Origin of the sequence: Thermomonospora echinospora, from assembly GCF_900108175.1 — a bacterium.
Taxonomy (GTDB): Bacteria; Actinomycetota; Actinomycetes; order Streptosporangiales; family Streptosporangiaceae; genus Thermomonospora; species Thermomonospora echinospora.
In genome coordinates, this window is sequence record NZ_FNVO01000014.1 from 12,795 (window position 1) to 34,411 (window position 21,617).

General features: G+C 71.1%; 21 protein-coding genes and 1 riboswitch. Of the genes, 11 read left to right on the plus strand and 10 right to left on the minus strand.

Going from position 1 to position 21,617, the window contains the following annotated elements:
- Nucleotides 1-22: 22 nt before the first annotated feature.
- On the minus strand, nt 23-532 hold the full coding sequence (locus tag C4U03_RS26615; RefSeq protein WP_103941290.1) for a RidA family protein: 510 nt from the start codon (nt 530-532) through the stop codon (nt 23-25).
- Nucleotides 529-1,251, minus strand: coding sequence for an aspartate/glutamate racemase family protein (locus C4U03_RS26620; protein WP_103941292.1), 723 nt, complete (start codon nt 1,249-1,251; stop codon nt 529-531). The genes C4U03_RS26615 and C4U03_RS26620 overlap by 4 nt, the downstream gene beginning before the upstream one ends.
- 113 nt (nt 1,252-1,364) lie before the next feature.
- Between C4U03_RS26620 and C4U03_RS26625 the strand changes: the two genes are divergently transcribed.
- Together C4U03_RS26625 and C4U03_RS26630 are read left to right on the plus strand one after the other, a co-directional pair.
- Nucleotides 1,365-2,261 carry a LysR family transcriptional regulator gene (locus tag C4U03_RS26625; RefSeq protein ID WP_103941294.1) on the plus strand — a complete coding sequence of 299 codons (897 nt, stop codon included), beginning with the start codon at nt 1,365-1,367 and terminating at the stop codon, nt 2,259-2,261.
- A gap of 154 nt (nt 2,262-2,415) precedes the next feature.
- Nucleotides 2,416-2,757 (plus strand): hypothetical protein, encoded by a 342-nt coding sequence (locus C4U03_RS26630; RefSeq protein ID WP_103941296.1) that lies wholly within the window; start codon nt 2,416-2,418, stop codon nt 2,755-2,757.
- A gap of 267 nt (nt 2,758-3,024) precedes the next feature.
- Here the strand turns inward: C4U03_RS26630 and C4U03_RS26635 are convergent, their stop codons facing one another.
- A complete protein-coding gene (locus C4U03_RS26635) occupies nt 3,025-3,828 on the minus strand; it encodes an aminotransferase class IV family protein (protein ID WP_103941298.1) in 804 nt (267 codons plus the stop codon).
- 85 nt (nt 3,829-3,913) lie between these two features.
- On the opposite strand from C4U03_RS26635, the gene C4U03_RS26640 reads away from it, so the two are divergent.
- Complete coding sequence (locus C4U03_RS26640; protein WP_103941300.1) at nt 3,914-4,279, plus strand: MerR family transcriptional regulator; 366 nt, start codon at nt 3,914-3,916, stop codon at nt 4,277-4,279.
- A gap of 205 nt (nt 4,280-4,484) precedes the next feature.
- Nucleotides 4,485-5,270: a VOC family protein gene (locus tag C4U03_RS26645; RefSeq protein WP_103941302.1), complete on the plus strand. Its 786-nt coding sequence runs from the start codon at nt 4,485-4,487 to the stop codon at nt 5,268-5,270.
- Nucleotides 5,271-5,277: 7 nt separating this feature from the next.
- On the opposite strand, the gene C4U03_RS41275 is transcribed toward C4U03_RS26645, so the two are convergent.
- Nucleotides 5,278-5,568 (minus strand): hypothetical protein, encoded by a 291-nt coding sequence (locus C4U03_RS41275; RefSeq protein ID WP_200827494.1) that lies wholly within the window; start codon nt 5,566-5,568, stop codon nt 5,278-5,280.
- A gap of 319 nt (nt 5,569-5,887) precedes the next feature.
- Nucleotides 5,888-6,730, minus strand: a complete 843-nt coding sequence (locus C4U03_RS26660; protein ID WP_103941304.1) for a TetR/AcrR family transcriptional regulator — start codon at nt 6,728-6,730, stop codon at nt 5,888-5,890.
- Between the two features lie 64 nt (nt 6,731-6,794).
- Between C4U03_RS26660 and C4U03_RS26665 the strand changes: the two genes are divergently transcribed.
- Nucleotides 6,795-8,525, plus strand: a complete 1,731-nt coding sequence (locus tag C4U03_RS26665; RefSeq protein WP_103941306.1) for a right-handed parallel beta-helix repeat-containing protein — start codon at nt 6,795-6,797, stop codon at nt 8,523-8,525.
- Between the two features lie 242 nt (nt 8,526-8,767).
- Here C4U03_RS26665 and C4U03_RS26670 read toward each other — a convergent pair whose 3' ends face one another.
- Nucleotides 8,768-9,991: an RNA polymerase sigma factor gene (locus C4U03_RS26670; protein ID WP_103941308.1), complete on the minus strand. Its 1,224-nt coding sequence runs from the start codon at nt 9,989-9,991 to the stop codon at nt 8,768-8,770.
- Nucleotides 9,988-10,359, minus strand: coding sequence for a YciI family protein (locus tag C4U03_RS26675; RefSeq protein ID WP_103941310.1), 372 nt, complete (start codon nt 10,357-10,359; stop codon nt 9,988-9,990). The genes C4U03_RS26670 and C4U03_RS26675 overlap by 4 nt, the downstream gene beginning before the upstream one ends.
- Nucleotides 10,360-10,577: 218 nt before the next feature.
- Here C4U03_RS26675 and C4U03_RS26680 point away from each other — a divergent pair, with 218 nt between their 5' ends.
- Complete coding sequence (locus C4U03_RS26680) at nt 10,578-12,032, plus strand: MFS transporter (RefSeq protein WP_268817538.1); 1,455 nt, start codon at nt 10,578-10,580, stop codon at nt 12,030-12,032.
- 265 nt (nt 12,033-12,297) lie between these two features.
- Here C4U03_RS26680 and C4U03_RS26685 read toward each other — a convergent pair whose 3' ends face one another.
- Nucleotides 12,298-12,690, minus strand: coding sequence for a winged helix-turn-helix transcriptional regulator (locus C4U03_RS26685; RefSeq protein WP_103941560.1), 393 nt, complete (start codon nt 12,688-12,690; stop codon nt 12,298-12,300).
- 118 nt (nt 12,691-12,808) lie between these two features.
- Here C4U03_RS26685 and C4U03_RS26690 point away from each other — a divergent pair, with 118 nt between their 5' ends.
- Nucleotides 12,809-13,654, plus strand: a complete 846-nt coding sequence (locus C4U03_RS26690) for an NAD(P)H-binding protein (RefSeq protein ID WP_103941314.1) — start codon at nt 12,809-12,811, stop codon at nt 13,652-13,654.
- A gap of 276 nt (nt 13,655-13,930) precedes the next feature.
- Nucleotides 13,931-14,728: an aminoglycoside phosphotransferase family protein gene (locus tag C4U03_RS26695; RefSeq protein ID WP_103941316.1), complete on the plus strand. Its 798-nt coding sequence runs from the start codon at nt 13,931-13,933 to the stop codon at nt 14,726-14,728.
- Between the two features lie 73 nt (nt 14,729-14,801).
- Here the strand turns inward: C4U03_RS26695 and C4U03_RS26700 are convergent, their stop codons facing one another.
- Nucleotides 14,802-16,016, minus strand: coding sequence for an aminotransferase class V-fold PLP-dependent enzyme (locus C4U03_RS26700; RefSeq protein WP_235018163.1), 1,215 nt, complete (start codon nt 16,014-16,016; stop codon nt 14,802-14,804).
- 38 nt (nt 16,017-16,054) lie between these two features.
- Nucleotides 16,055-16,170, minus strand: a riboswitch (SAM riboswitch).
- Between the two features lie 88 nt (nt 16,171-16,258).
- On the opposite strand from C4U03_RS26700, the gene C4U03_RS26705 reads away from it, so the two are divergent.
- Nucleotides 16,259-16,453 (plus strand): hypothetical protein, encoded by a 195-nt coding sequence (locus C4U03_RS26705; protein WP_103941318.1) that lies wholly within the window; start codon nt 16,259-16,261, stop codon nt 16,451-16,453.
- On the plus strand, nt 16,435-17,715 hold the full coding sequence (locus C4U03_RS26710) for an MFS transporter (RefSeq protein ID WP_103941320.1): 1,281 nt from the start codon (nt 16,435-16,437) through the stop codon (nt 17,713-17,715). The genes C4U03_RS26705 and C4U03_RS26710 overlap by 19 nt, the downstream gene beginning before the upstream one ends.
- On the opposite strand, the gene C4U03_RS26715 is transcribed toward C4U03_RS26710, so the two are convergent.
- On the minus strand, nt 17,712-19,694 hold the full coding sequence (locus C4U03_RS26715; protein WP_103941322.1) for a bifunctional phosphatase PAP2/O-acyltransferase family protein: 1,983 nt from the start codon (nt 19,692-19,694) through the stop codon (nt 17,712-17,714). The two genes, C4U03_RS26710 and C4U03_RS26715, sit on opposite strands and share 4 nt — an antisense overlap.
- 215 nt (nt 19,695-19,909) lie before the next feature.
- Here C4U03_RS26715 and C4U03_RS26720 point away from each other — a divergent pair, with 215 nt between their 5' ends.
- A complete protein-coding gene (locus tag C4U03_RS26720; protein WP_103941324.1) occupies nt 19,910-21,430 on the plus strand; it encodes an MFS transporter in 1,521 nt (506 codons plus the stop codon).
- Nucleotides 21,431-21,617: the final 187 nt, after the last annotated feature.

Consider the following 21,617-nt stretch of genomic DNA (forward strand, 5'->3'; position numbering starts at 1 on the left):
GGGCTTCAGGGGATTCGCGGGCTCAGCCGCGTGCCGGTCGGTGAAGCTCGACCAGGAGTTCCAGTTCGACGGGTGCGCTCAGCGGCAGCGTCAACACGCCGACCGCCGAGCGGGCATGCCGTCCGGCGTCGCCGAAGAGTTCGCAGAGCAGGTCCGACGCACCGTCGCCGACCTGTGGGTGCCGGGTGAAATCGGCCGTTGACGCGACGTACACCACGGCCTTGACCACGCGGGCCACCGCCGCCAGGTCACCGATCTCCGCCTTCAGCGCCGCCAGTGCGTTCAGGGCGCACTGGCGCGCGCACTCGTACCCGAGTTCCACGCTGACCGTGTCACCGAGCCGGCCGGCCGCGATCAGCCGCCCCTCCCGCAGCGGCACCTGGCCCGATACGTGGACGTGGTCACCGCTGCGTACGGCGGGTACGTACGTCGCGACCGGGGGGACGGCCTCCGGCAACGTCAGCCCCAGTTCCCCGAGGCGCTGTTCGGGATGTGACCTCGTGCGCTCCGTTCCGCGGCGTTCCCGGCTCATCGGGGGCCGCCGCGCCAGTCGGGCATCGCCCGCTCGCCGACGGCGACGTCATAGGCCGCGCGTGCCAGCAGCCGGGTCGAATCCAGCGTCGGCAGGGAGGAGACCTCGGGCGTGATCAGCAACGGGATCTCGGTGCAGACAAGAGCGACCGCGTCACAGCCCCGGTCGGCCAGCCGGTCGATGACGCGGAGGTACTCCCGGCGCGACGCATCGCTGATCACGCCGTTCACCAGCTCCTTGAAGATGACCTCGTTGACGAGGTCGCGGTCGTCGGCGTCCGGCAGTTCCGCGGCGATCCCACGGGCGGCGAACGCACGCGGATACAGCGGGCCGTCCATCGTGTACCTGGTGCCCAGCACGCCGACACGGGTGCGCCCCTCGGCCGCGGCCTGGTCCGCGACGACCTCGGCGATGTGCAGGCCCGGCAGCGCCAGGTCCGGTCCCGGCACCTCCATGGCCATGTGGGCGGTGTTGTCCGGGCATACGAAGAAGTCGGCGCCGGCCCGGGCGAGCCGCTGCGCGCTGGTGGCCAGGGTGGCCCGGACGGTCGCGTGATCCCCCGCGTCCCAAGCGGGCATGCTGTACCCGAAGGCGATGTAGTCCAGGGTGACGTCGGGATGCTCGTTGCGGCCGGTCCGGCGGAATCCCTCCTCACAGAAAGTGAGGAAGCAGAGCGCGGCCCCTCCCGTGCTGTGAGCGAGAACCCCAAGGTGTTTCACGACGGCTCCGGCATTTTCCGGTGAATCGGGACGGCTTCATTCTTTACCGAGGGACCCCGACATGCCTACTCTGAGGCATCGATTGATATGGCAACCATGCCCCGGAGGTATGGATGGATCTACGGTTGCTGGGTTATGTGGTCGCGATCGCCGAAGAGGGATCCATCAGCGGAGCCGCCCGCCGTCTACGGCTGACCCAGCCGAACCTGAGCCGGCAGCTCCGTGAGCTGGAACGACGCCTGGGGGTCGAACTGTTCGCCCGCGGCGGCCGCCGGCTCGTTCCGACCGCCGCCGGGGAGGCGCTGCTCCGGCGGGCCGTGCGCATGCTGGCCGATGCCGAAGCCGTCCCGAACGACGTACGGCTGGCCGCCGAGGGCAAGACCGGTCGCTTGACGGTGGGGTTCGCCGGATCGGGCATCAACGGCGCGCTGGGAGACGCCCTCGGGCGGCTGCGGGCGGAACTCCCCGACGTCGACCTGTCCCTGGTGGAGTTGTTCGATGACGCCGAGATGTCGGCCGGCATCCTGGACGGAAACCTCGACGTGGCGGTGCAGCGGCTGCCGGTCCGTGACGCCCGTCTCGCCACACGGGTCTGGGCGCGCGAGCCGTTGACCCTCTTCCTGCCGTCCGTGCACCCCCTCGCCAGGACCCGTGAGCCGGCGCCGGTGTCCGTACTCGGTGAGATCCCCCTGGTGCTGTGGCCACGCGAATCCGCGCCCCATGCGCACGACGAGATCACCGCGTTGTGCCATCACGCCGGGATCGTGCCGCGCATCGGCGCACGAGCCCGGACCGTTCAGACCATCCTCGCGCTGGTCGCCGCCGGCTTCGGTGCGGCCGTGATGGCCGACTCCTATCGAGTCCTGCACCGGGAGGGCGTGACACCTCGACGACTCGCGGGTACCGCCACCACCTTGCACCTGGTCTGGCGAGCCGGGGACACCGACCCACTCCTCACGCGCTTCATGGCCGCCCTGAACACCGTGAAGGCCCGGCATCGCACGGAGTGACCCCACAGTGCAACAGTTCACATAAGCATGAACTCGGCTGCTTCCTGCTGCTGGCCGCCGCCATCCCGTCCTGTACGCGGCGCTGCTGTCCGCGCTGATCTTCCAGATCGGCGCCGTCGCCGCCCCGCTGATCCTGCTGGGCGGCGACGGCCCGATGGCGCTGGGCCCGGTGAAGGTCGCCACCCCGGCGGCCGCGCTGCCGTACGCGATCGCCGCGCTGGTGCTACTGCCCGCCGTCCCGTACCTGCTGGCACTGATCGCCGGCACGCAGGCCGCGCTCGCCCGGGCGCTGCTCCAGCGCGGCTCCGGCGAACGGCTCCAGGCCGAGCTCGTCGAAGTCGCGCACTCGCGGGCCCGGCTGGTCGACGCGTTCGAGGCGCCCTCGCTCGTCGGCCCGTTGCCGCCAGGTGACCGAGTATGCCGGTGGTGCCCGCGGTGGCGGTGGGAAACGGCAGGCCGGGCAAAGGCCCGGTCTGCCGCGCGACACGGAGGGTAGGGGTCAAGCTGCGGCTCGCCGGTGGATGATCGCCCGGATCGCGTCGATGGCCCGATCCTGTCGCTTGGGCCAGGTCCACCGAGCAGGTGGATCGCCTGGCGGCCGAGCTGTTCTGCCATCGGGCACGGCAGCGCCGGGCTGGCCTGGACATGCTGGGCGGCGTCGGCAACGGCCGCACTACCTCCCACAACCCGTGTGGCACGATCCAGCTCCACTGTCCACCTGGCACACCAAGATCAACGAGGGACCACCAGGTGGGACACGTTCTTAGCATTCGGTGAGCGGTTCGGCCTGGTAGGCCTGGTGAAGCAATTCCAGGAAGCGGGGTGCTTCGGGCACGGGCGCAGAGCCGATCCGATGGACCGCGACACCCGGCGTCCATGAGTTCATGACCACGGCACCGGCCAATGTCGGCAGGTCGGCGGGGGTGATCTCCTGCACGCGCTGGGGGACGCCGAGGCGGTCCAATTGTCGGCGGACGATGCCCATCGTGGTCCCGACCAGCATCTCGGCGTCGGGCCACACCACGGCGCTGCCGTCCCAGAAGGCCAGGTTCCAGATTGTTCCCTCGCTGAGCCGGCCCCGGCGGTCAACGAAGGCGGCGTCATCGAAGCCTTCCCGGACGGCCCGACGCATGAAGTAGGTCTTGGCCACCTCACCGACATGCTTCACGGCGGGCAGGACCCGTTCGTACTCGACCGTCGCCAGCGTCAGGGGTCCCGCCGGACCGGACGCGGGCGGTCCGGTACGGATCAGGACCTCGGGCTCTACATCATCCCCGCCCGCGGTGAACTCCCCCGGCGAGGAGTACACGGTGGCCGTCAGCGAGATGTCTGCGGGACCCGCCTCCAGCGCCGCCCGCAGATAGGACCGCACCCGGTCGTCGGGCAATGCCCGGCCGAACAGTTCCACCGAGGCGAACCGCAGCCGTTCCAGATGAAGGTCGAGGCCCCGGACCTTGCCTCCACGCACCTGCATGGCAGTGAAGTGGGCATAGCCGGCGAAGGCGAGCGGTGCCAGCTCTTCGGCGGTCGCCGCGCGGCCGTTGCGTTGAACGACAACAGGGGTCATGTGTATCTCCAACGGTGCGGAATGATCGCTTGCGGGACGACGTTAGGGCTTCACACTGGTGAGAAGGTCAATTCGGGACGGTGACATGCTGATCGGGGAGTTGTCCCGGCGTACCGGGGTCAGCCCGCGGTTGCTGCGGTACTACGAGGAGCAGGGCCTGCTCGCCGCCGGGCGTGGACCGAACGGGTATCGCCACTACGACGACGACTCTGTGATCACCGTGCGGAAGATCCGCGTCCTGCTGGACGCGGGCCTGTCCACCGAGGTGATCCGGTCGGTGCTCCCGTGCACCCGCGACGACCAGCCGGAATTCGACTGGTGCGCCGACATCCGCGACCTCTTGGACCGGGAACTGGCAGCCCTGGATGCACGCATCAAGAGCCTCCAGCGCGACCGCGGCACCCTCGCCGGATTCCTGGCTCAGCCTGGCGGCCACCCCCAGATCGAGTAGTTCCGATGTGCATGGCAATGTCTTGTGAGTGACACCGAGCAGCCGGATCGAAGACAGATCGCTTGACCAACGGTTCGCTGGTCTCGGCCCCAACTCGATCACCAGGGGCCGGGTGACCTGGGCGAGCGGCCTGTTGAGGGCGAGGTCGGGTAAAAGTCTGCCCTGGGCGAGTTCGCTCACGCGGGCGCGGGGCAACGATGAAGGTATGCCGCGGAATGACCCGCTACCGCCGGGTACGCCCTGCTGGGTGGAACTGGCCTGCGGGGATCCCGGAGAGGCGGCGCGCTTCTACGGCGCGCTCTTCGACTGGCGGCTGGAGCCCCAGGAGTACGAGGGCTACGGCCGTTTTTTGCGCGACGGAAAGATCGCGGCTGGGCTCTGGCCGGAAAAGACATCGGGCGCCGCGGCTAGCTGGACCGTCTACTTCACCGTCGAGGACGTCGAGGCCAGCGCGGACCTGGTGCGGGACGCGGGCGGGCAGGTGGTGGTGGAGCCCCGGGAGCTGGACGGGCAGGGCACACTCGCGGGCTGCCTCGATCCCGAGGGCGTCTTCTTCATGCTGTGGAAGTCGGCGAACTGGGGCTGCACCGAGCTGCTCGGGAGGCCGGGGTGCTGGGGGTGGACCGATCTGTTCACGCGTGATCCCGAACGTGCGGAGGACTTCTACCCGCGGGTCTTCGGCTGGGGCAGGTCCCGGGGGGGCGACCGGGTGCACTGGACGGTCGAGGGCCAGGTCGTCGCGGGCATGCTGCCGATCTCGCCGGAGGCCCCCGCCGAAGCCCTGTCGGCCTGGTTCGTGCACTTCGCGGTCACTGACGTGTGGGAGGCGGCGGAGCGCGCCGAGGCGCTGGGAGCAGTCCGCATCAAGCAGTTCCACGATCCGCTCCACGGCCCCGCGATCATCCTCACCGACCCGCAGCTCGCCCAGTTCGTCCTGATCTCTGTGCCTCCGCAGGAGACCAAAGGTCGTTTCCCCTTGCTCTTCCGCTAATGGCGCGTTACGCGACCTTGGCCGGGTAACTGCTCCATGATCGGATCGGGGAACCGGCCGCGAAGCTGACCTTCGGGCGGGCGTGCTGGTTGCGCCGACGGACGTAGGCGCCGATCGCCGCGTTCTGCTCAGCGTGGCTGCGGTGGTAGAGGCGGCCGGTGGCCAGATCGAGGGCGCCGAGCAGGTGGCGGACCCCGTCGTTGCGGTGGTAAGTCGCCCGCAGCCTGGCCGGGTGGCGGGTCGGCCGCCAGGCCTTGCCCCTGCGGGGCTGCAGGTTGAGCGGCCCGAACTCATCCACGCAGACCACCCGCCCGTCTTTCGGGGGGCGTAGAGGGCCGGGATCCGCTGCATCTTGGCGATGAAGTCCAGATCATTCGAACTCTTCCACGTCGTGGTCGTCTGCCACGACACTCCGCCGGCCTTGAGGATGCGGGCCAGGTGGGTGCGGCTGAGCGAGGTGACGAGGCCAATCCGCTGGATGGCTTCCTGCGCCACCACCGCGGCGATGCCGCTCATGCTGCTGTCCGGCCTGCTGCTGCCGATGACCCTGGCCCCCGGCTGGCTGGACGGCCTGTCCCGCAGCCATAACCTAGAGCCTGCGCACAACCAGGGGCGCTTCACGATCGCCTGGCCCGGTACGCGCGTTGCTGACAGGCGCGCGAACAGTATCGGCGAGGGCGTCCCGCGGACGGCTGCTCCACGGGCTCACCGCACACCCGGCAGTTTTCATCACGGATTTCGTCACGACGTTGGGTGACGAGCGCCTCGATGCCGTCGAGGAGGCGGGCGAGGCCGAACTCGAAGGGGTCCTCGGGCCGGTCGTAGCCTCCCGCCTCCCACAGGGCGGAGATGGTGGGATAGCGGTCGAGGTGGGCGTACAGCGAGTCGCGGGCGCCCCACCATTCTTGCTCGCTGACGCCGCTACCGCGCTCGGCCTGCGCGATCTCCACCAGGGTCAGCGCCTGGGCGTCGATGAAGCGTCCGACCACCTCTACGGCGGCGATGACTTCGGCAGGGGAGAGCCCTGTGCCCGCGAGGGTGCTGAGCATGCGCTCGTAGTGGGCCACGGTGTTGGGGCCCGGGATGTGCCGGGTGCCGCGTACCTCGGCCAGCCAGGGGTGCCGTTCGCGCAGGTGCCATGCGTGCCGCGCGCACGCCTCCAGTCGCGGCCGCCATCCGTCGCCGGCGGGCGGGGCGGGCGGCGGTCCGGTCACGGCGTCGGACATGAGGTCGATGAGGTGGTCGCGGCCGGGCACGTGCCGGTACAGCGACATGGTGGTGAAGCCGAGCCGTTCGGCGACCTTGCGCATCGACAGTCCGGCCAGGCCCTCGGCGTCGGCCACCTCGATGGCGGTGCGCACGATCTCCTCCAGGCTCAGCCCGCGCCGTGACTCGCGGCCGTCGCGCTCCCACAGCAACTCGACCCCGTGGTCGGGATCTCCTGCCTTGCCGCGCGTCATCGCACACCTCCATGTTTATGCTATAAACACCATACTTCGTACACGGAAAGAGAGTGACGCGGCCATGGCCATCGAGTTCTACGTCTGCCCGTCCGGGGCCGACTCCGCACCGGGCACGCTGGAGCGTCCGTTCGCCACGCTGGAACGGGCGCGGCGCGCGGCTCGGGAGGCGACCGGCGAGGTCGTCGTCCACCTGCGAGCCGGCACGTATGTGCTCGACCGGCCCTTTGAGCTCACCGGGGACGACTCCGGCCGCGACGGGGGACAGATCGTCTACCAGGCCCACGGCTACGGCACCGGCGAGCAGGAGCAGGCCGTGATCAGCGGTGGCCGGCAGATCACCGGCTGGCGGGTGCGCAGCGACGGCGTCTGGGCGGCCGAGGTCGGCGACCTGGACACCCGGCAGCTGTATGTGGACGGCCGCAGGGCAGAGCGCGCCGGGATCGACGGTCTCCCCGGCACCGCACGCAGGACCGCGACCGGATACCTCACCGACGGCCCGCTGGACTGGCAGGCGCCCGGCGGCGTCGAGTTCGTCTACCGGGGCGTCTACCCCTGGACCGAGGCCCGGTGCGGCGTCGCGGCCGTGACACGCGACGGCGACTCCAGTGTGATCACCATGGTGCAGCCCGCCTTCGGGTGGGCGAACGAGCTCTACACCTCCGTCTGGGAGGACCAGGTGACGAACGGTCCCGGCCTGCCGACCCGGATCGAGAACGACCCGTCGTTCCTGTCCGAGCCCGGGACGTTCGTCCTGGACCGGTCGCGGCCCGGCCGCCACGTGCTGCTCTACCTGCCCCGCCCCGACCAGGAACCGTCGCACACGCGCGTGGTGGCCCCCGTTCTGGAGACGTTGGTACAGGTCACAGGCGCTCGTGACGTCTGCTTCCGCGGGCTGGTCTTCGCCGATGCCGCCTGGCTGCGGCCCAGCACGGAACGGGGTTTCCTGCACTATCACGGAAGCGGCTACCACGACGGCGGCGCTGTGCAGAAGGTCGTCATGGTCGAGGACCAGGCATGGGTGACGGTGCCGGCAGACCCGCAGACGATCCCCGCCTGCGTGCGGCTCCACGAGACCACCGGCATACGTTTCGAGGGCTGCCGATTCACCCGGCTGGGCGCCACCGGGCTGGGCGCCGTCGGCGGCACGGACGTCACGGTGCGCAGCTGCGACTTCGACACCCTGGCCGCCTCCGCCGTCACCGTCACCGGCACCCGCACCACGCTGATCGAGGACAATCTCGTCGAGCGTATCGGCCTGGACTACTCCGGCTCTCCCGGCATCGCGATCACCGACACCGCCGGCTGCGTCGTTGCGCATAACCACGTCCGCGAGGTTCCGCACTGCGGCATCGTGGCCGGGCCCGGACGCGGCACCCGCATCCTGGGCAACCTGGTCACCGGCAGCATGACCGTGCTGGCCGACGGCGGCGGCCTCTACCTGTCCGGACCGCAGGGAGACTCGGCCGACAACGGCGCGGTGGTCAGCGGAAACGTCATCAAGGACACCCGCACGCCGTACAACTTCGCCCTCTACACCGACTACGGAGCGGCCTGGGTGACGGTCGAGCAGAACGTGGTCGCGGGCGCCGACAACACCGCCGCCCTGCAGGTCAGCCCGCCGCTGGAACACGTCGTCTACCGCGGCAACTTCTGGGACGCCGACCCGGTGGGCAGCGACGACGCACCTCCGGGCGTCACCTACACCGACAACACCACCATCGCCGACCAGGCCAAGCTGGACGCGGCCACCACCGACATCCAGGCCCGCGCGGGACTTAAGCGGACGTTGTGATCTGAAGCCGGCGGTCGCCGGCGCGCAGACCAGCGGGTACATGCACGCCAACCGACCCTCGCCTGCCGCCTTCTCCCAAGACCGGCGGCAGGCGAGGCACCAGTCCGATCCCACAGACCATCGGCAGCCCCAGGCCCGGCGATCGACCTAGGCCGGGCCTTGGAACGCTGCCGCCTCGACTTTGTTGGCATGTGATGGTTCCGGCTCTTCGGGGCTGGACGGGCCGGTAGCGGAGGGAGGGGCTATGTCCTCACCCGGCTGGCCCGGGACTCCAGGTAGCGTTGCTCGGCGATACTGGCGGTGGACTTCGCGGCGCGCCGGTAGTGCTCGTAGGCGCCGGCTGCGTCGCCGGTCCTCTCCAGCAGATGCGCCCGTACGGACAGCAGCCGGTGATGCCCGGCCATCCGCTCGTCACTGTCCAATGTGGACAGCAGGGCCAGCCCGGCCGGCGGGCCCTCGATCTCGGCAAGCGCGATCGCCCGGTTGAGGGTGACCATCGGGTTGGGCGCGATCCGTTCCAGGATCAGGTAAAGGGCGTGCACCTGCGGCCAGTTGGTCTCCGTGGCCGTGGCCGCGTCGGCGTGCGTGGCGGCGATGGCGGCCTGCAGCTGGTAAGGCCCCAACGTCGAGCCGGCCAGCGACGCCTTGATCAGCTCAAGGCCCTCGCCGATCAGCCCCCGGTCCCACTTCGTCCGGTCCTGCTCGTCCAGTGGCACCAGGTCGCCGGCCGCCGTCGTGCGTGCCGTGCGGCGGGCATGGGTCAGCAGCATCAGCGCGAGCAGCCCGGTCACCTCGCCGTCCTCGGGCAGCTGCGTGTGCACCATCCGGGTCAGCCGGATCGCCTCGTGTGCGAGGTCGGCGCGGTGCAGTTCGCTGCCCGAGGAGGCGGTGTAGCCCTCGTTGAAGATCAGGTAGAGCACGTGCAGGACGACCCGTAGCCGCTCCTCGCGCTCCGCGCCGTCCGGCAGGCGGAACGAGCTGCCGGCGGCCCTGATGCGCTGCTTGGCCCGGCTGATCCTGGCCGCCATCGTGGCGTCCGGCACCAGGAACGCGCGGGCGATCTCGGCCGTGGTCAGGCCGCCGACCGCCCGCAGCGTCAGCGCGGTCTGGGACGCCGGGGTCAGCGTCGGATGGCAGCACAGGAACAGCAGGACGAGCGTGTCGTCGATGTCCGGCACCTCGGGCGCCGCCTCGGCGGGCGCCGCCTCGGCGGCCGTCGCCCACTCCCGCTCACGGCGCGCGTGGTCACTGCGCATCTGGTCGATGAGCCGCCGGGACGCGACAGCCACCAGCCAGCCGCGCGGATTGTCCGGCACGCCCTCGGCCGGCCACTGCACGGCGGCGGCGAGGACGGCCTCCTGTACGGCGTCCTCACACTCCTCGAACCGGCCGTACCGACGTATCAATGCGCCGAGGACCTGCGGCGTGAGCTCACGCAGCAGGTCCTCGATGGCTGGGGCCGTCATGCCTCCAATTGTCCGTCAGCGAACATCACCTGCCGCACCTCGATCCCCAGACCCTCGATCGCGGCGTCCGGGATCTGCGCCGCCAGCTCGATCGCCCGCTCCTTGTTCTCGCAGTCGATCAGGTAGAAGCCGCCCAGGTACTCCTTGGACTCCAGGAAGGGTCCGTCGGTCACCACCGGCTGGCCGTTGCGCACCGACACCACGGCGGCCTGCGACGGGTCGACCAGCGCCTGCGTGGTGATCAGCTCGCCGGACTCCTTCAGCGCCTCGATGAACGTGCCGTGGCCCTCGCCGATCGCCGCCTTCTCCTCGTCGGTCAGCGCGTCCAGCACGGCCGGGTTGATGTGCATGCCGATCAGGAACTGCATCTAGTACCCCTCGTGGTCCACGGGCCCCGGACGGGCCCTTCAACCGGTTGGTCGGACTCACCGCCGCCGTCTTGACATCCCCGCCAGAACTTTCGCACGGATCTTTCCTGTACCGATGTCAAGAAGCCCTCGGCTGCTTCGACCAACCGGCGAAACGTCGAGAGAACAGAGGGCTTCGTATGCGAATCAACCGGGCGTGGCTGGGAGCGGCCCTTCTCATGCTGCCGACCTTGCTCGTCGCGATGGATACCACAGCGCTGCTCCTCGCGCTCCCACAGCTGAGCGCCGACCTGGGGGCCACCAATGTCCAGCAGTTGTGGATCAGTGACGGCTACGGATTCCTGGTGGCCGGCATGGTCATCACGATGGGCACGCTCGCCGACCGGATCGGCCGCCGGCGGCTGCTGATCGTCGGTGCGGCGGCGTTCACGGTGCTGTCGGTCGTGGCCGCCTTCGCCGTCAACCCGCTGATGCTGATCGTCACGCGTGCGCTGCTGGGCGTCGCCGGCGCGACCCTGGCGCCGTCCACCCTCGCCCTGCTCACCAACATGTTCCGCGACGAACGACAGCGCGGGAAGGCCATCGCGATCTGGGCGACCTGCCAGTTCACCGGTGGTGCGCTCGGACCTGTGCTCGCCGGATTCCTGCTCCAGCACTTTTGGTGGGGATCGGTGTTCCTGGCCGCCGTGCCGGCGATGGCGTTGCTGGTGCTCGCCGGGCCGGTCCTGCTGCCGGAGTTCCGCAGCGACCAGGCCGGCCGGCTGGACCCGGCCAGCGTCGGACTGTCGCTCGCGGCGGTGCTCCTGGTGGTGTACGGCATCAAGCAACTGACCGTCGAGAGCGCGCGGGCCGTGCCGGCGTTGGCCCTCATCGTCGGCGCGGCCATCGGGATCCTGTTCGTACGCCGGCAACTACGGTCGGAGACACCGCTGCTGGACCTGCGGCTGCTGCGCAACCGCCCGTTCACGGCCGTACTCGTCGCGCTGGTCTGCGCCGGCATCGCCATGGCCGGTACGGGCCTGCTGGTGACCCAGTACCTGCAGAACGTGCTGGGCTTCTCGCCGGTCGCCTCGGCGGTGCTGTTCGCACCCATGGGCCTGGGCGTAGCGGTCGGCACCATGGCCGCGCCGGCACTGGCCCGGCGGATGAAGGAGACGACCGCGATCGCCGGTGGGCTGATGGGGTCGGCGCTGGGCAGCCTGCTGCTGGTCGGCGTCGACGGCGCGCGCGCCCTGCCGCTGGTGATGATCGGCATCGCCGTCCTGGCGTTGGGCACCGGCCCGCTGTTCGCGCTGGGCACCGGGCTGGTCGTCGGGTCCGTACCGCCGGAGCGCGCCGGCTCGGCGGCGTCGATGTCGGAGACCGGCAACTACTTCGGTGGTTCGCTCGGCTTTGCGCTGCTCGGCGTGGTGGCCGCGGTGGTCTACCGCAGCAGGATGGACGGCACGTCCGACTCGCTGGCCGGCGCGGTCGCCGCCAGCCGGCATCTACCCGCCGACCAGGGCGCGGAACTGCTGCACACCGCGCGGGAGGCGTTCACCGCCAGCCTGCACGTCACCGGTGTCATCGCCGCGGTCATCTTCGCCGGACTGGCCGTACTGATCCTGGCCATGCGCCCGGTGACCCGCACCGCCCCGGCCGCACTCCCCGACTACGAGGCGACTCGCCGATAGAACCCTGCCGAGGCCGACGTTGTGGTTGTCATATCCGAACGCGCACACCATCGTCATCTCCACCCATGACGAGCATGGCCGGCTCCTGGCCGAGGGTCCTGTATGAGTGGGATCAATCAGTTCGGCGCGAAGAGGCTGTCTTCGGTCATCATGTGATCACTCGGAGGCGAAGACGTCTCTTACCGGCGGGTGCTCGCTGTTCCTCTGGGGTGGCGGTCTGCTCGGTCGCCGGTAGACGTTGGCATGTTCCCGTTTTCTGCCCGGTTCAGTGTGCCGAAGCGTTGTCGTAGGCGTGCCGGGCCCGGTCGACCTTGTCGAGGTTGACGGCGGCCCATTCGGCGAGGTGGGCGAACAGCGGGGCAAGGCTGCGGCCGAGGTCGCTGATCTCGTACTCGACCCGGGGCGGGACCTCGGGATGGTACGTGCGCACGATGAGGCCGTCGCGTTCGAGTTGCCGCAGGCGCTGGGTCAGCACCTTGGGAGTGATGGTGGTGATCCGCCGTTGCAGCTCGACGAAGCGCTGCCGGCCGTGCTGGTTGAGGGTCCACAGGATCGGGGTGGTCCACCGGCTGAACACGATGTCGACCACCGGGGCGATCGGGCAGGCCTGCTCCGGATCGGTCGACGCGGCCGCGGTCTTCCATGTTGTGTCACCCATGCGGATCACCTCTGGGATAGTCACTTTCCTCTAGGTACCTACTATATCCAGGATGTTAGCGTCGCCCGCGTCGAGAACGAACCGCTCCTGGAAGCGGATGAACGGCAGGAGACCGACCATGATCGTTGTGACCGGGGCCACCGGAAACGTCGGCCGCTCGCTCGTGCGGGTGCTCGCGGCGGCGGGCGAGAAGCCGACCGCCACATCCCGGAACATCACGGAGGCGGACGTGCCCGAGGGCGTCGAGTACCGGAAGGCGGATCTGGCCGACGCCGAGAGCCTGCGCCCGGTGTTCGACGGTGCCGACGCCCTGTTCCTGCAGAACGGCGGTCCCAGCGCTCACACGCTGAACGTGGGTGACATCCTCGATGCGGCCAGGGCCGGCGGTGTCGAGCGGGTGGTGCTGCTGTCCTCGCTGGGGGTGGCGACCCGGCCGGATTCGGCATCGCACGGGGTGCTGGGACTGTCCATCGAGGAGGCCGTGCGAGGGTCGGGCCTGGACTGGACGATCCTGCGGCCGGGCAACTTCGACTCCAACACCTACGCCTGGGCTCCGTCGGTGCGTGCCGAGCGGACCGTCACCGCACCGTTCGGCGGCGTCGGGCTGCCGGCCATCGACCCGGACGACATCGCCGAGGTCGCCGCCGTGGCGCTGCGGGAAGACGGACACGCTGGGAAGATCTACGAGCTGACCGGCCCGGTCTCGGTGACGCCTCGGGAGCAGGCCGAGGCGATCGGCGCGGCGCTGGACGAGCCGATCCGGTTCGTGGAGCAGACCCCAGATGAGGCACGGGCGCAGATGCTGAACTTCATGCCGGCGGACGTGGTGGAGACGACCCTGGCCATCCTGGGCGAGCCCAACACGGCCGAACGGCGGGTCAGCCCCGATGTCGAGAAGGTGCTGGGCCGGGCACCCCGTACGTATGCCGACTGGGCCCGCGCCAACGTCGCCGCCTTCCGGTGACCGGCACTCGACGACGTCGACGGCGAGGCCGCCCCGGGTCGTGTTCTCGGCCCTCCCTTGGGTCCATGTCACCAGAGGCAAAGTAGCTCTGCATGACCGTCGTCACGAGTCGTGTTCGCATGAATGGCCGGTTATGCAAGACCGTCGGCCCTCGACGGCGGGCCCGTGTCGGCCCCGGTCGCCCCCTGACCGGTCATCCCCCTTGCCCTAGGCAAAAAGGCCAAGCGTGGGGAAAAGCGTTCGGATGCCGCCGCGAGAGAGCTTTAGGTTCGCCTCATGGGACACGACTATGACCGCGTCACCGACCTTAATCACACCAATCCCACCCGGCGCCGCGGCGCGCTGGTCACCCATCCAGCGCAGCCGTGGACACCCACGGTGCACGCGTTCCTGCGGCACCTGGAGGCCGAGGGCTTCGAGGCCGCACCGCGAGTGGCCGGGGCGGGATTCGATGAGGCGGGTGATGAGACGCTGACCTGGCTGGAAGGGACGATCTTCGCCCGATCCGTGTGGCCCGACGCGGAGCGGAGCATGCACGAGGTCGGCGCGTTGCTGCGCCGACTCCATCAGGTCAGCCGCACTTTTACTCCGCCGCCGGACGCGCGGTGGATGCCCTGGACCCTGCACACCGACGCCGCGGAGGCGTTGATCAGCCACGGCAACATTGCGCCCTGGCACGTGGTCTTCCACCAGGATCGTCCGACCGGGCTGATCGGCTGGGAGTACACCGGGCCGGTCGACCCGATGGACGAGGTCGCCGTCACCGCCTTCTACTGCGCGCAGCTGTTCGACGATGACGTCGCCGAACAGATCGGACTTCCCGACGCCGCCGCCCGCGCACAATGGTTCGCCGCCTTCCTGGACGGCTATGGGCTGCCCCGCCACCGGCGCACCGACCTGATCGACCGGATCCTGTACTTCGTGATCAAAGACAACGGCTGGTACTCACGCGTTCAGGGCTTCACCCCGCACCACACTCACACCGAGGGGCTGTGGACCCTGGCCTGGCAGTCCCGCGCAGCACTGTGGACCCTGGAACACCGCGAACTCCTCACCCGCACAGCCACCCGCTGACCGGCCACGAGAGGACTGCTTGGGGCGGCGACGAAGTCGATGACGGGCGTCACGGCGCGGGGTTCAGCGGCTGTCACCCGTCGCAGATCGCCGCGAGCGCCTCGAGCAGCCGGTCGACGTGCTCGTCCACGGTGCCCAGGCCGATGCTGGCCCGGATCGCGGTGTCGCCCTCCGCACAGCCCTCCCCGGCCGCGCCGCCGACGAGGTGGCGGACCAGGGGGTGCGCGCAGAACCTTCCGTCGCGGACGCCGATGCCGTGCTCGGCCGACAGCCGTTCGGCGACGGCGCGCGGCGCGTGCCCGTCCACGGTGAACGCGACGATGCCGACCCGCGGGTGCTCCAGGCCCCACAGGGACAGCTCACGCACCCCGGGAAGGTCCGCCAAGCCGGCCTGCAGCCGTTCGAGAAGCCGCCGCTCGTGCTCGGCGACGGTGTCCCAGCCGGCAGCCAACGTCGCGCACGCCGCCGCCAGTGCGACGGCGCCCAGCACGTTCGGGGTGCCGGCCTCGTGCCGCTGCTCGGGGTCGGCCGCCCACCGCACGCCGTCGCCCACATGGCTGCTGGCCCCGCCGCCGCGCAGGTAGGGATCGGCGGCGCGCAGCCAGTCGGCGCGGCCCGCCAGCACCCCGGCCCCGAACGGCGCGTACAGCTTGTGCCCGGAGAAGGCCACGTAGTCCAGGCCGCGGGCGTCCAGCGGGCGGTGCGGGACCAGTTGCGCGGCGTCCACCGCGATGCGGGCGCCGTGCCGGTGCGCGATCTCGGCCAGCTCCGCGATCGGCCACAGCTCCCCGGTGACGTTCGACGCCGCCGTCACCACCAGCAGCCGCGGCCCGGCCGGGCACTGGCGCAGCGCTTGCTCGGCGTCGGCGAGCGCCGCGCCGGGGGAGGCCGGGACGGGCAGCCGGACGGCGTTCCGCCAGGGCAGCAGTGTCGCGTGGTGCTCGGACTCGAACACCACAACCGAGGTGCCCTCGGGCACGGCGCCGGCGAGGAGGTTCAGCGCGTCGGTGGTGTTGCGGGTGAACACCACCGCCTCCGGCCCGCCGAGGAAGTCGCGGACCGTCTCCCGCGCCGTCTCGTACGCCCGGGTGGTGACCTGGGAGGCGTACCCCGCCCCCCGGTGCACACTGCTGTAGGCCGGCAACGCCCGCACGACGGCCTCCTGCACCGCCTCCAGACACGGCGCGCTGGCGGCGTGGTCGAGGTTGGCGTACGGGACGGAGCCGCCCGGCACGGGAACCGGCAGCCCGGCGCCGACGACCTGGGGAACACGGGTGAGAACAGACACGATGCCGCTCCTGCGGGGTCCGGGACCCCCGTCACGGAGATCCGCACTTGCCCGGCACCTTGCTGTGCGCGGGCCCGGTCCTCACCTAGGGCACCCCACCGCGGAGGAGGGTTGCCGGCCAGCAAGCTAGGGCTTGGCGCTGGCACTCATGACCTGGCCGGAACTATAGGCGACCGGCCGCCGCCCCACAACCGCCCGCCGGCGGCCCTCGAAGAAATGATTTTCTCCCAACTTGGGAAGTCGTGGCCGGGGCGTTCCACATGTCGCGCGGCTGCCGGGGCAACCAGGTGGCTGTGGAGATCCCGCGGGCACTGGTGCTCACCGGCCATTTCCCGCCCGAGCCGGGCGGAGTGCAGACGTTCACCTGGGAGCTGGTGCGGCTGCCGCCGACCACCGGACGCGCCGACACGGGGACGGCATGGGGATCAAGGAGCTGAACCGTCCCGCCTTCCGCCGCCTGCTGGTGGGGCAGACGGTGTCCTCCTTCGGCGACTGGATGGGCACGTTCGCCCTGATGTACCTGGTGCTGGAGCTCAGCGGCTCCACGACCGCGGTGGGCGGCGTCCTGGTCGTGCGGCTGCTGCCCTCGGCGCTGGGCGCGCCGCTGGCCGCCCGCGTGGTGACCAGGTGGCGCCGCCGCGGCGTGATGATGACCGCCGACCTGGTCCGCGCGGGCATGGCCGTCGCCCTGCCCGTCCTGCCGTCGCTGTGGTGGGTGTACGCGTGGGCGTTCGCCATCGAGGTCGTCAGCCTGATGTTCCTGCCCGCCCGTGACGCGGCCGTCCCGCTCCTGGTCGGCGGCCGTGGCAAGGAACCCGACACCGGCACGCTGCAGCTCGCTAACGGCGTCACCATGGCCACGTCCTACGGCATGATCCCGTTCGGCGCCGGGACGTTCGGCGCGCTGCTGTACCTGTCGGACGCGCTCGGCTGGACCGGCCACGGCCGCTACGTCGCGGTGTTCTGGGTGGACGCGGCGACCTACCTGGTCTCGTTCGCCGCCATACGCGGTATGCCCGATCTCGGGCCGTGGCGCGGAGAACGGCGGCCCGCCGGAGACGGCGGCGTCCGGGCCGGGGCGGGGTTCCTGACCGCGCTCCGGATGCCCGTGGTCGCGGCGGTGCTGCCCGGGATGGCGGTCGTCTCGCTGGGGCTGGGCGCGCTGTTCTCGGTCGGCGTCCCGTTCGTCCGGGACGTGCTGCATGCCGGGCCCATCGGGTTCGGCGGGCTGGTGGCGCTGTTCGGCGTCGGCGCGATCATGGGCGTGCTCGGCACCCGGGTACGCCAGGGAGGCGACCTGCTCGGCCAGGTCAGGATATGCACGGCCCTACAGGGCCTGGTGATCGCCGCGATGGGCGCCCTGGCGTCGACGGCGTGGGCGTTCCTCGGCGCCATGCTGTTCGGCGCCGCCGCCATCGCCGCGCTGATCGGCGGAATCACCTACCTGCAGGAGAGCCTGGGCGGGGCGGGCCGCACGCTCGGGCTGACCGCCTTCCACGCCGTGCTGCGGTTCGGCCTGGCCACGGCAGCGCTGGTGTCCGGCGTCGCGGACGACCTGCTCGGCCAGATGCGTCATCTGCCGCTGGGCGTCGCCCCGGCCAGCCTGGTGCTGATCGTGTCGGGGCTCGTGGTGTGCTGCGGGACGTTCCTCGTCCGCCGCCCGGCCCGCGAGGACCGTGCGATGACGAACGTGCGCTAGCGTCCCTGCGCCGGTTCCGCCTGGGGCAGGTCGGGGGTGCCGAGTTCCACCAGCACCTCGGCCATGGCGTGGCACAGCGCGCGGGCGTCGGCGGCCAGCGCGGGGTCGGCGCTCACCCCGAAGTCCAGCACGCCGTTCCACCCGAGCGCGCCCACCGCCAGCGGCGCCCCGGCTGCGGTCGGCACGATGGGATGCGCCGCCAGCAGCGGCCACCCGGCGAACGCGACCGGCGCGTCGAGGGCGGGCAGGTTGGACACCACCGCCTGGAAGCTGCGTCCCCCGTACACCTGGCGGGCGAACGCGGCGTGCGCGGCGGGCGGCATCAGCCACGCCAGCCGCTGCATGACGAAGGCGGACGCCAGCGCCCGGGTGCCGGTGCGCAGCCGCCGCCGGGTGGCCGCCGCGATCAGCCCGAGCCGCTCGACCTCGGCCATCGGCCCGCACGGCAGGTCCACCATGACGGCGGCGGTGTGGTTGCCCTCCAGTGGTGTGCGAGCGGTACGCGTCATCAACGGCACCGCGACCCGCAGCGTCGGTCCCGCGGGCCGCGGTCCGGCACGCAGCAGTCCCGCGATCACCGTGCACAGGATCACGTCGGTCACCCGCACCCGGTGCTTGCGCGCGATGCCCCGGACCGTCCGCAGCGGGACCCGGAAGCTGCCGAAGGAGCGCCGCCCCGGACCCGACTCGGGCAGCCGCGCGCCCTGCGGCCGCCGGTCGGCGGCGAGCTGCACCAGCCCGACCGCCGTGCCCACCACGCGGCGCGCCGGCGCCGCCGTCGGGGGGCGCTCGCCGTCGGCCCCGGCGATGCGCAGCGCGTGCGCGATCACTCCCATCCCGTCGGCGACGACATGGTGCATCAGGAAGATCACCGCGGTCCGGTCGGGGGCGTGGCCGCGCACCAGGATCAGCCGCCACAGCGGCCGGTCCCGCGGCAGCGGCTCGGTCTGCAGGGCGGCGACCAGCCCGTCCAGGCGCTCGTCGCCGCCCGGCGACGGCAACGTCATCGCGGTCACATGCCAGTCCCAGTCCAGGTCCGGGTGGTCCACCCAGCGGGGCCGCCGGAACCGGACGGACGGCGACAGGCGCTGGCGGAGCCGGGGCAGCTCGTCAAGCCGCGCCCGGACCGAGGCGGCCAGGTCGGCGACGGTGAGCGCGCCCTCGGGCGCGTCCAGCATGATCAGCCCGCCGACGTGCTGGGGCGCCCACTCGGACTCCACGGCAAGGAAGAACGCGTCCGGGGGCCGTACCCGGTCCCGCGCCCTGCTCCCGCGGTCCACCACCCACATCGCCACCCAGACGACTACGACCGAGCCCACGGCGTCCAGTACGAAATGGTTGGCCGTCGCCACGATCACGAAAACGGTCACCAGGACGTGCAGCGCGCCGATCGCCTGCGGGATCCGGCCGACGCCCAGCCGGGCCAGCTCGGCGCTCACCCACAGCGCCCAGGCGACGTGCAGCGACGGCATCGCGGCGAGCTGGTTGGCGTGGTCCACCAGCGGCGTGCCCCACGAACCCCAGGTGCCCTCGGCCACGACGGTGTCCACGAACCCCAGGTCCGGGAGCAGGCGCGGCGGCATGACCGGCCACAGCGCGAACACCGCCGCGCCGAACAGGTTGATCAGCACGAACGAGTTACGGGCCGCCCGGTACCGCTCGGGCCGCCGCAGGTACAGCCATGCCAGCAGTAGCCCGGCGCTGACCACGTACGTGACGGCGTATTCGTAGTTGGCCAGGACGGTCAGCGTCTCGCGCTCGACCAGCCACTCGTTGAGCGGACGCTCCACCGCGATGTGCAGCGAGTGTTCCCACGCGTACAGGACGCGGCCGTTGGCCTCCGCCACCGTCACCCGTCCCCCCGCCGGGATCAGGTCGACCAGGCAGTACAGGGCGAACAATGCCAGGCCCAGCCCTAACTCCCGTCGCAGGGACGGGCGGGGTCCGCGCGCGGGCCGGGCTGACGTGTCATCGGTCACATGATCTTCTCTAACCCGTCTCCGCCCCGGATATACGCCCGGCCGTCACCGAGGGTGACGGCCGGCCTCTGCTGCGCCGGACGCGGGCACCGGCGCGCCGCCCATGCCGCCGGGGCGGGCGCGGCCCGCAGGCCCCGTCGCTCCTTGAGCGGGGCACGTGCGTAGCTTGACCCTTCAACCGGTGTGCCGACCGGTCAGACGGGGAGATGCCGCCCATGACCGCGCCGCTGAGGCACCGGTGGGCCGGCCTCGTGGCCCAGGCCGGCGGCCAGGCGCGGCAGCGGCTGCTGGCGGTCGTGGGAGGCCCCGCCCGGTTCCAAGTGATCACGATTCTGTCGTGCGTGCTCGCGCTGGACGCCGCCGATAAGGGCACGATCGGGGCGGTCGGGCCCGAGCTGAAGTCGAATCTGGGCATCGACAACACCCAGCTGGGGTCCCTGACGGCCGTGTCCTCGGGGGTGGGCGCCGTCGCCGCGGTGCCCGTCGGCGTCCTGACCGACCGGGTGAACCGGACCAGGCTACTTGCGGTCAGCATCATCGCCTGGGGCGCCGCCATGGCGGCCGGCGGCCTGGCCGGCTCGTTCACGTGGCTGCTGCTGTCGCGGCTGGCGCTCGGCGCGGTCACCGCCACCGCCGGGCCGACCCTGGCCTCCCTGATCGGCGACTACTTCCCACCCGGGGAACGAGGCCGCATCTATGGCTTCATCCTCAGCGGCGAGATGCTGGGCGCGGGATTCGGCCTGCTGGTCGGCGGCAACCTGTCCCAGCTGCTGTCGTGGCGGGCCGCGTTCGGATTCCTGGCACTGCTGGGGCTGTGCCTGGTGTACGTGATCAGGCGATGGCTGCCGGAACCTGCGCGTGGCGGGCAGAGCCACCTGAGACCGGGCCAGACCGACCTGAAACCGCGCCCGGACGAGTGGGCGCGCGGCAGGCCCGAGGGCGAGGGCGACGACGCGGGCGACGACGTGGCGGCGCAGCGGGAGGATCCGGCGCGTTCGGCGGTGGAGGAACACGGGGTCCGGCCCCGGCCGGACCTGGTGCTGCGGCGCGATCCGGCGCGGATGTCGATGTGGGCGGCCATGCGGTACGTACTGCGGATCCCCACGAACGTCATCCTGATCGTGGCCTCGGCGCTCGGTTACTTCTTCTTCGCCGGCCTGCGCACGTTCGGTGTCGTGTTCGTCAGCCGTCATTACGGCCTGGGGTACGGGGCGATCAGTGGCCTGGTCGTGCTGATCGGCGTCGGGGCGCTGGTGGGCGTGTTGACCGGCGGGCGGGTGGCCGACGGGCTCATCCGCCGCGGGCATCCCAGCGCCCGCGTGCTGGTACCCGCGGTGACCTACCTGCTGGCCGCGGGACTGTTCGTCCCCGGGCTGGCCACCACGTCGGTGGCCGTGGCGGTGCCGCTGTTCGCGCTCGCGGCGGCGTCCCTGACCGCGGCGAACCCTCCACTGGACGCCGCCCGGCTGGACATTGTCCATTCCCGCCTGTGGGGACGCGCCGAAAGCATCCGCACCTTCCTGCGCATGGGCGCCGAGGCCCTCGCCCCCGTGACGTTCGGTTTCGTCGCGGACCTGTTCGGCCCGGGCGGCAAAGGTGGCGCGCGCGGCCTGGAGTACGCCTTCCTGATCATGCTGGTCCCCCTGGTTGCCAACAGCGTCATCCTGCTACGGGGTCTGCGCACCTATCCCCGTGATGTCGCCACGGCCGCCGAATCCGAGCGCGTCGCCCGCTGAGCGGACCGGCCGGAGCCGAAAGACTTTCATGAACGCTTCGGCGGGGGACGACGGGCAATCGTTCGGCGATATCCGCGACGAGCATCCCCATCCCTTCTTCAAGGGCCGTCTCCGCCATTTTTCGGACATGCCCGGTCTGGGTTCTCTAGAGTTTTCGGTCACGGGTCGGTCGCTTCGCGTGCTTGCG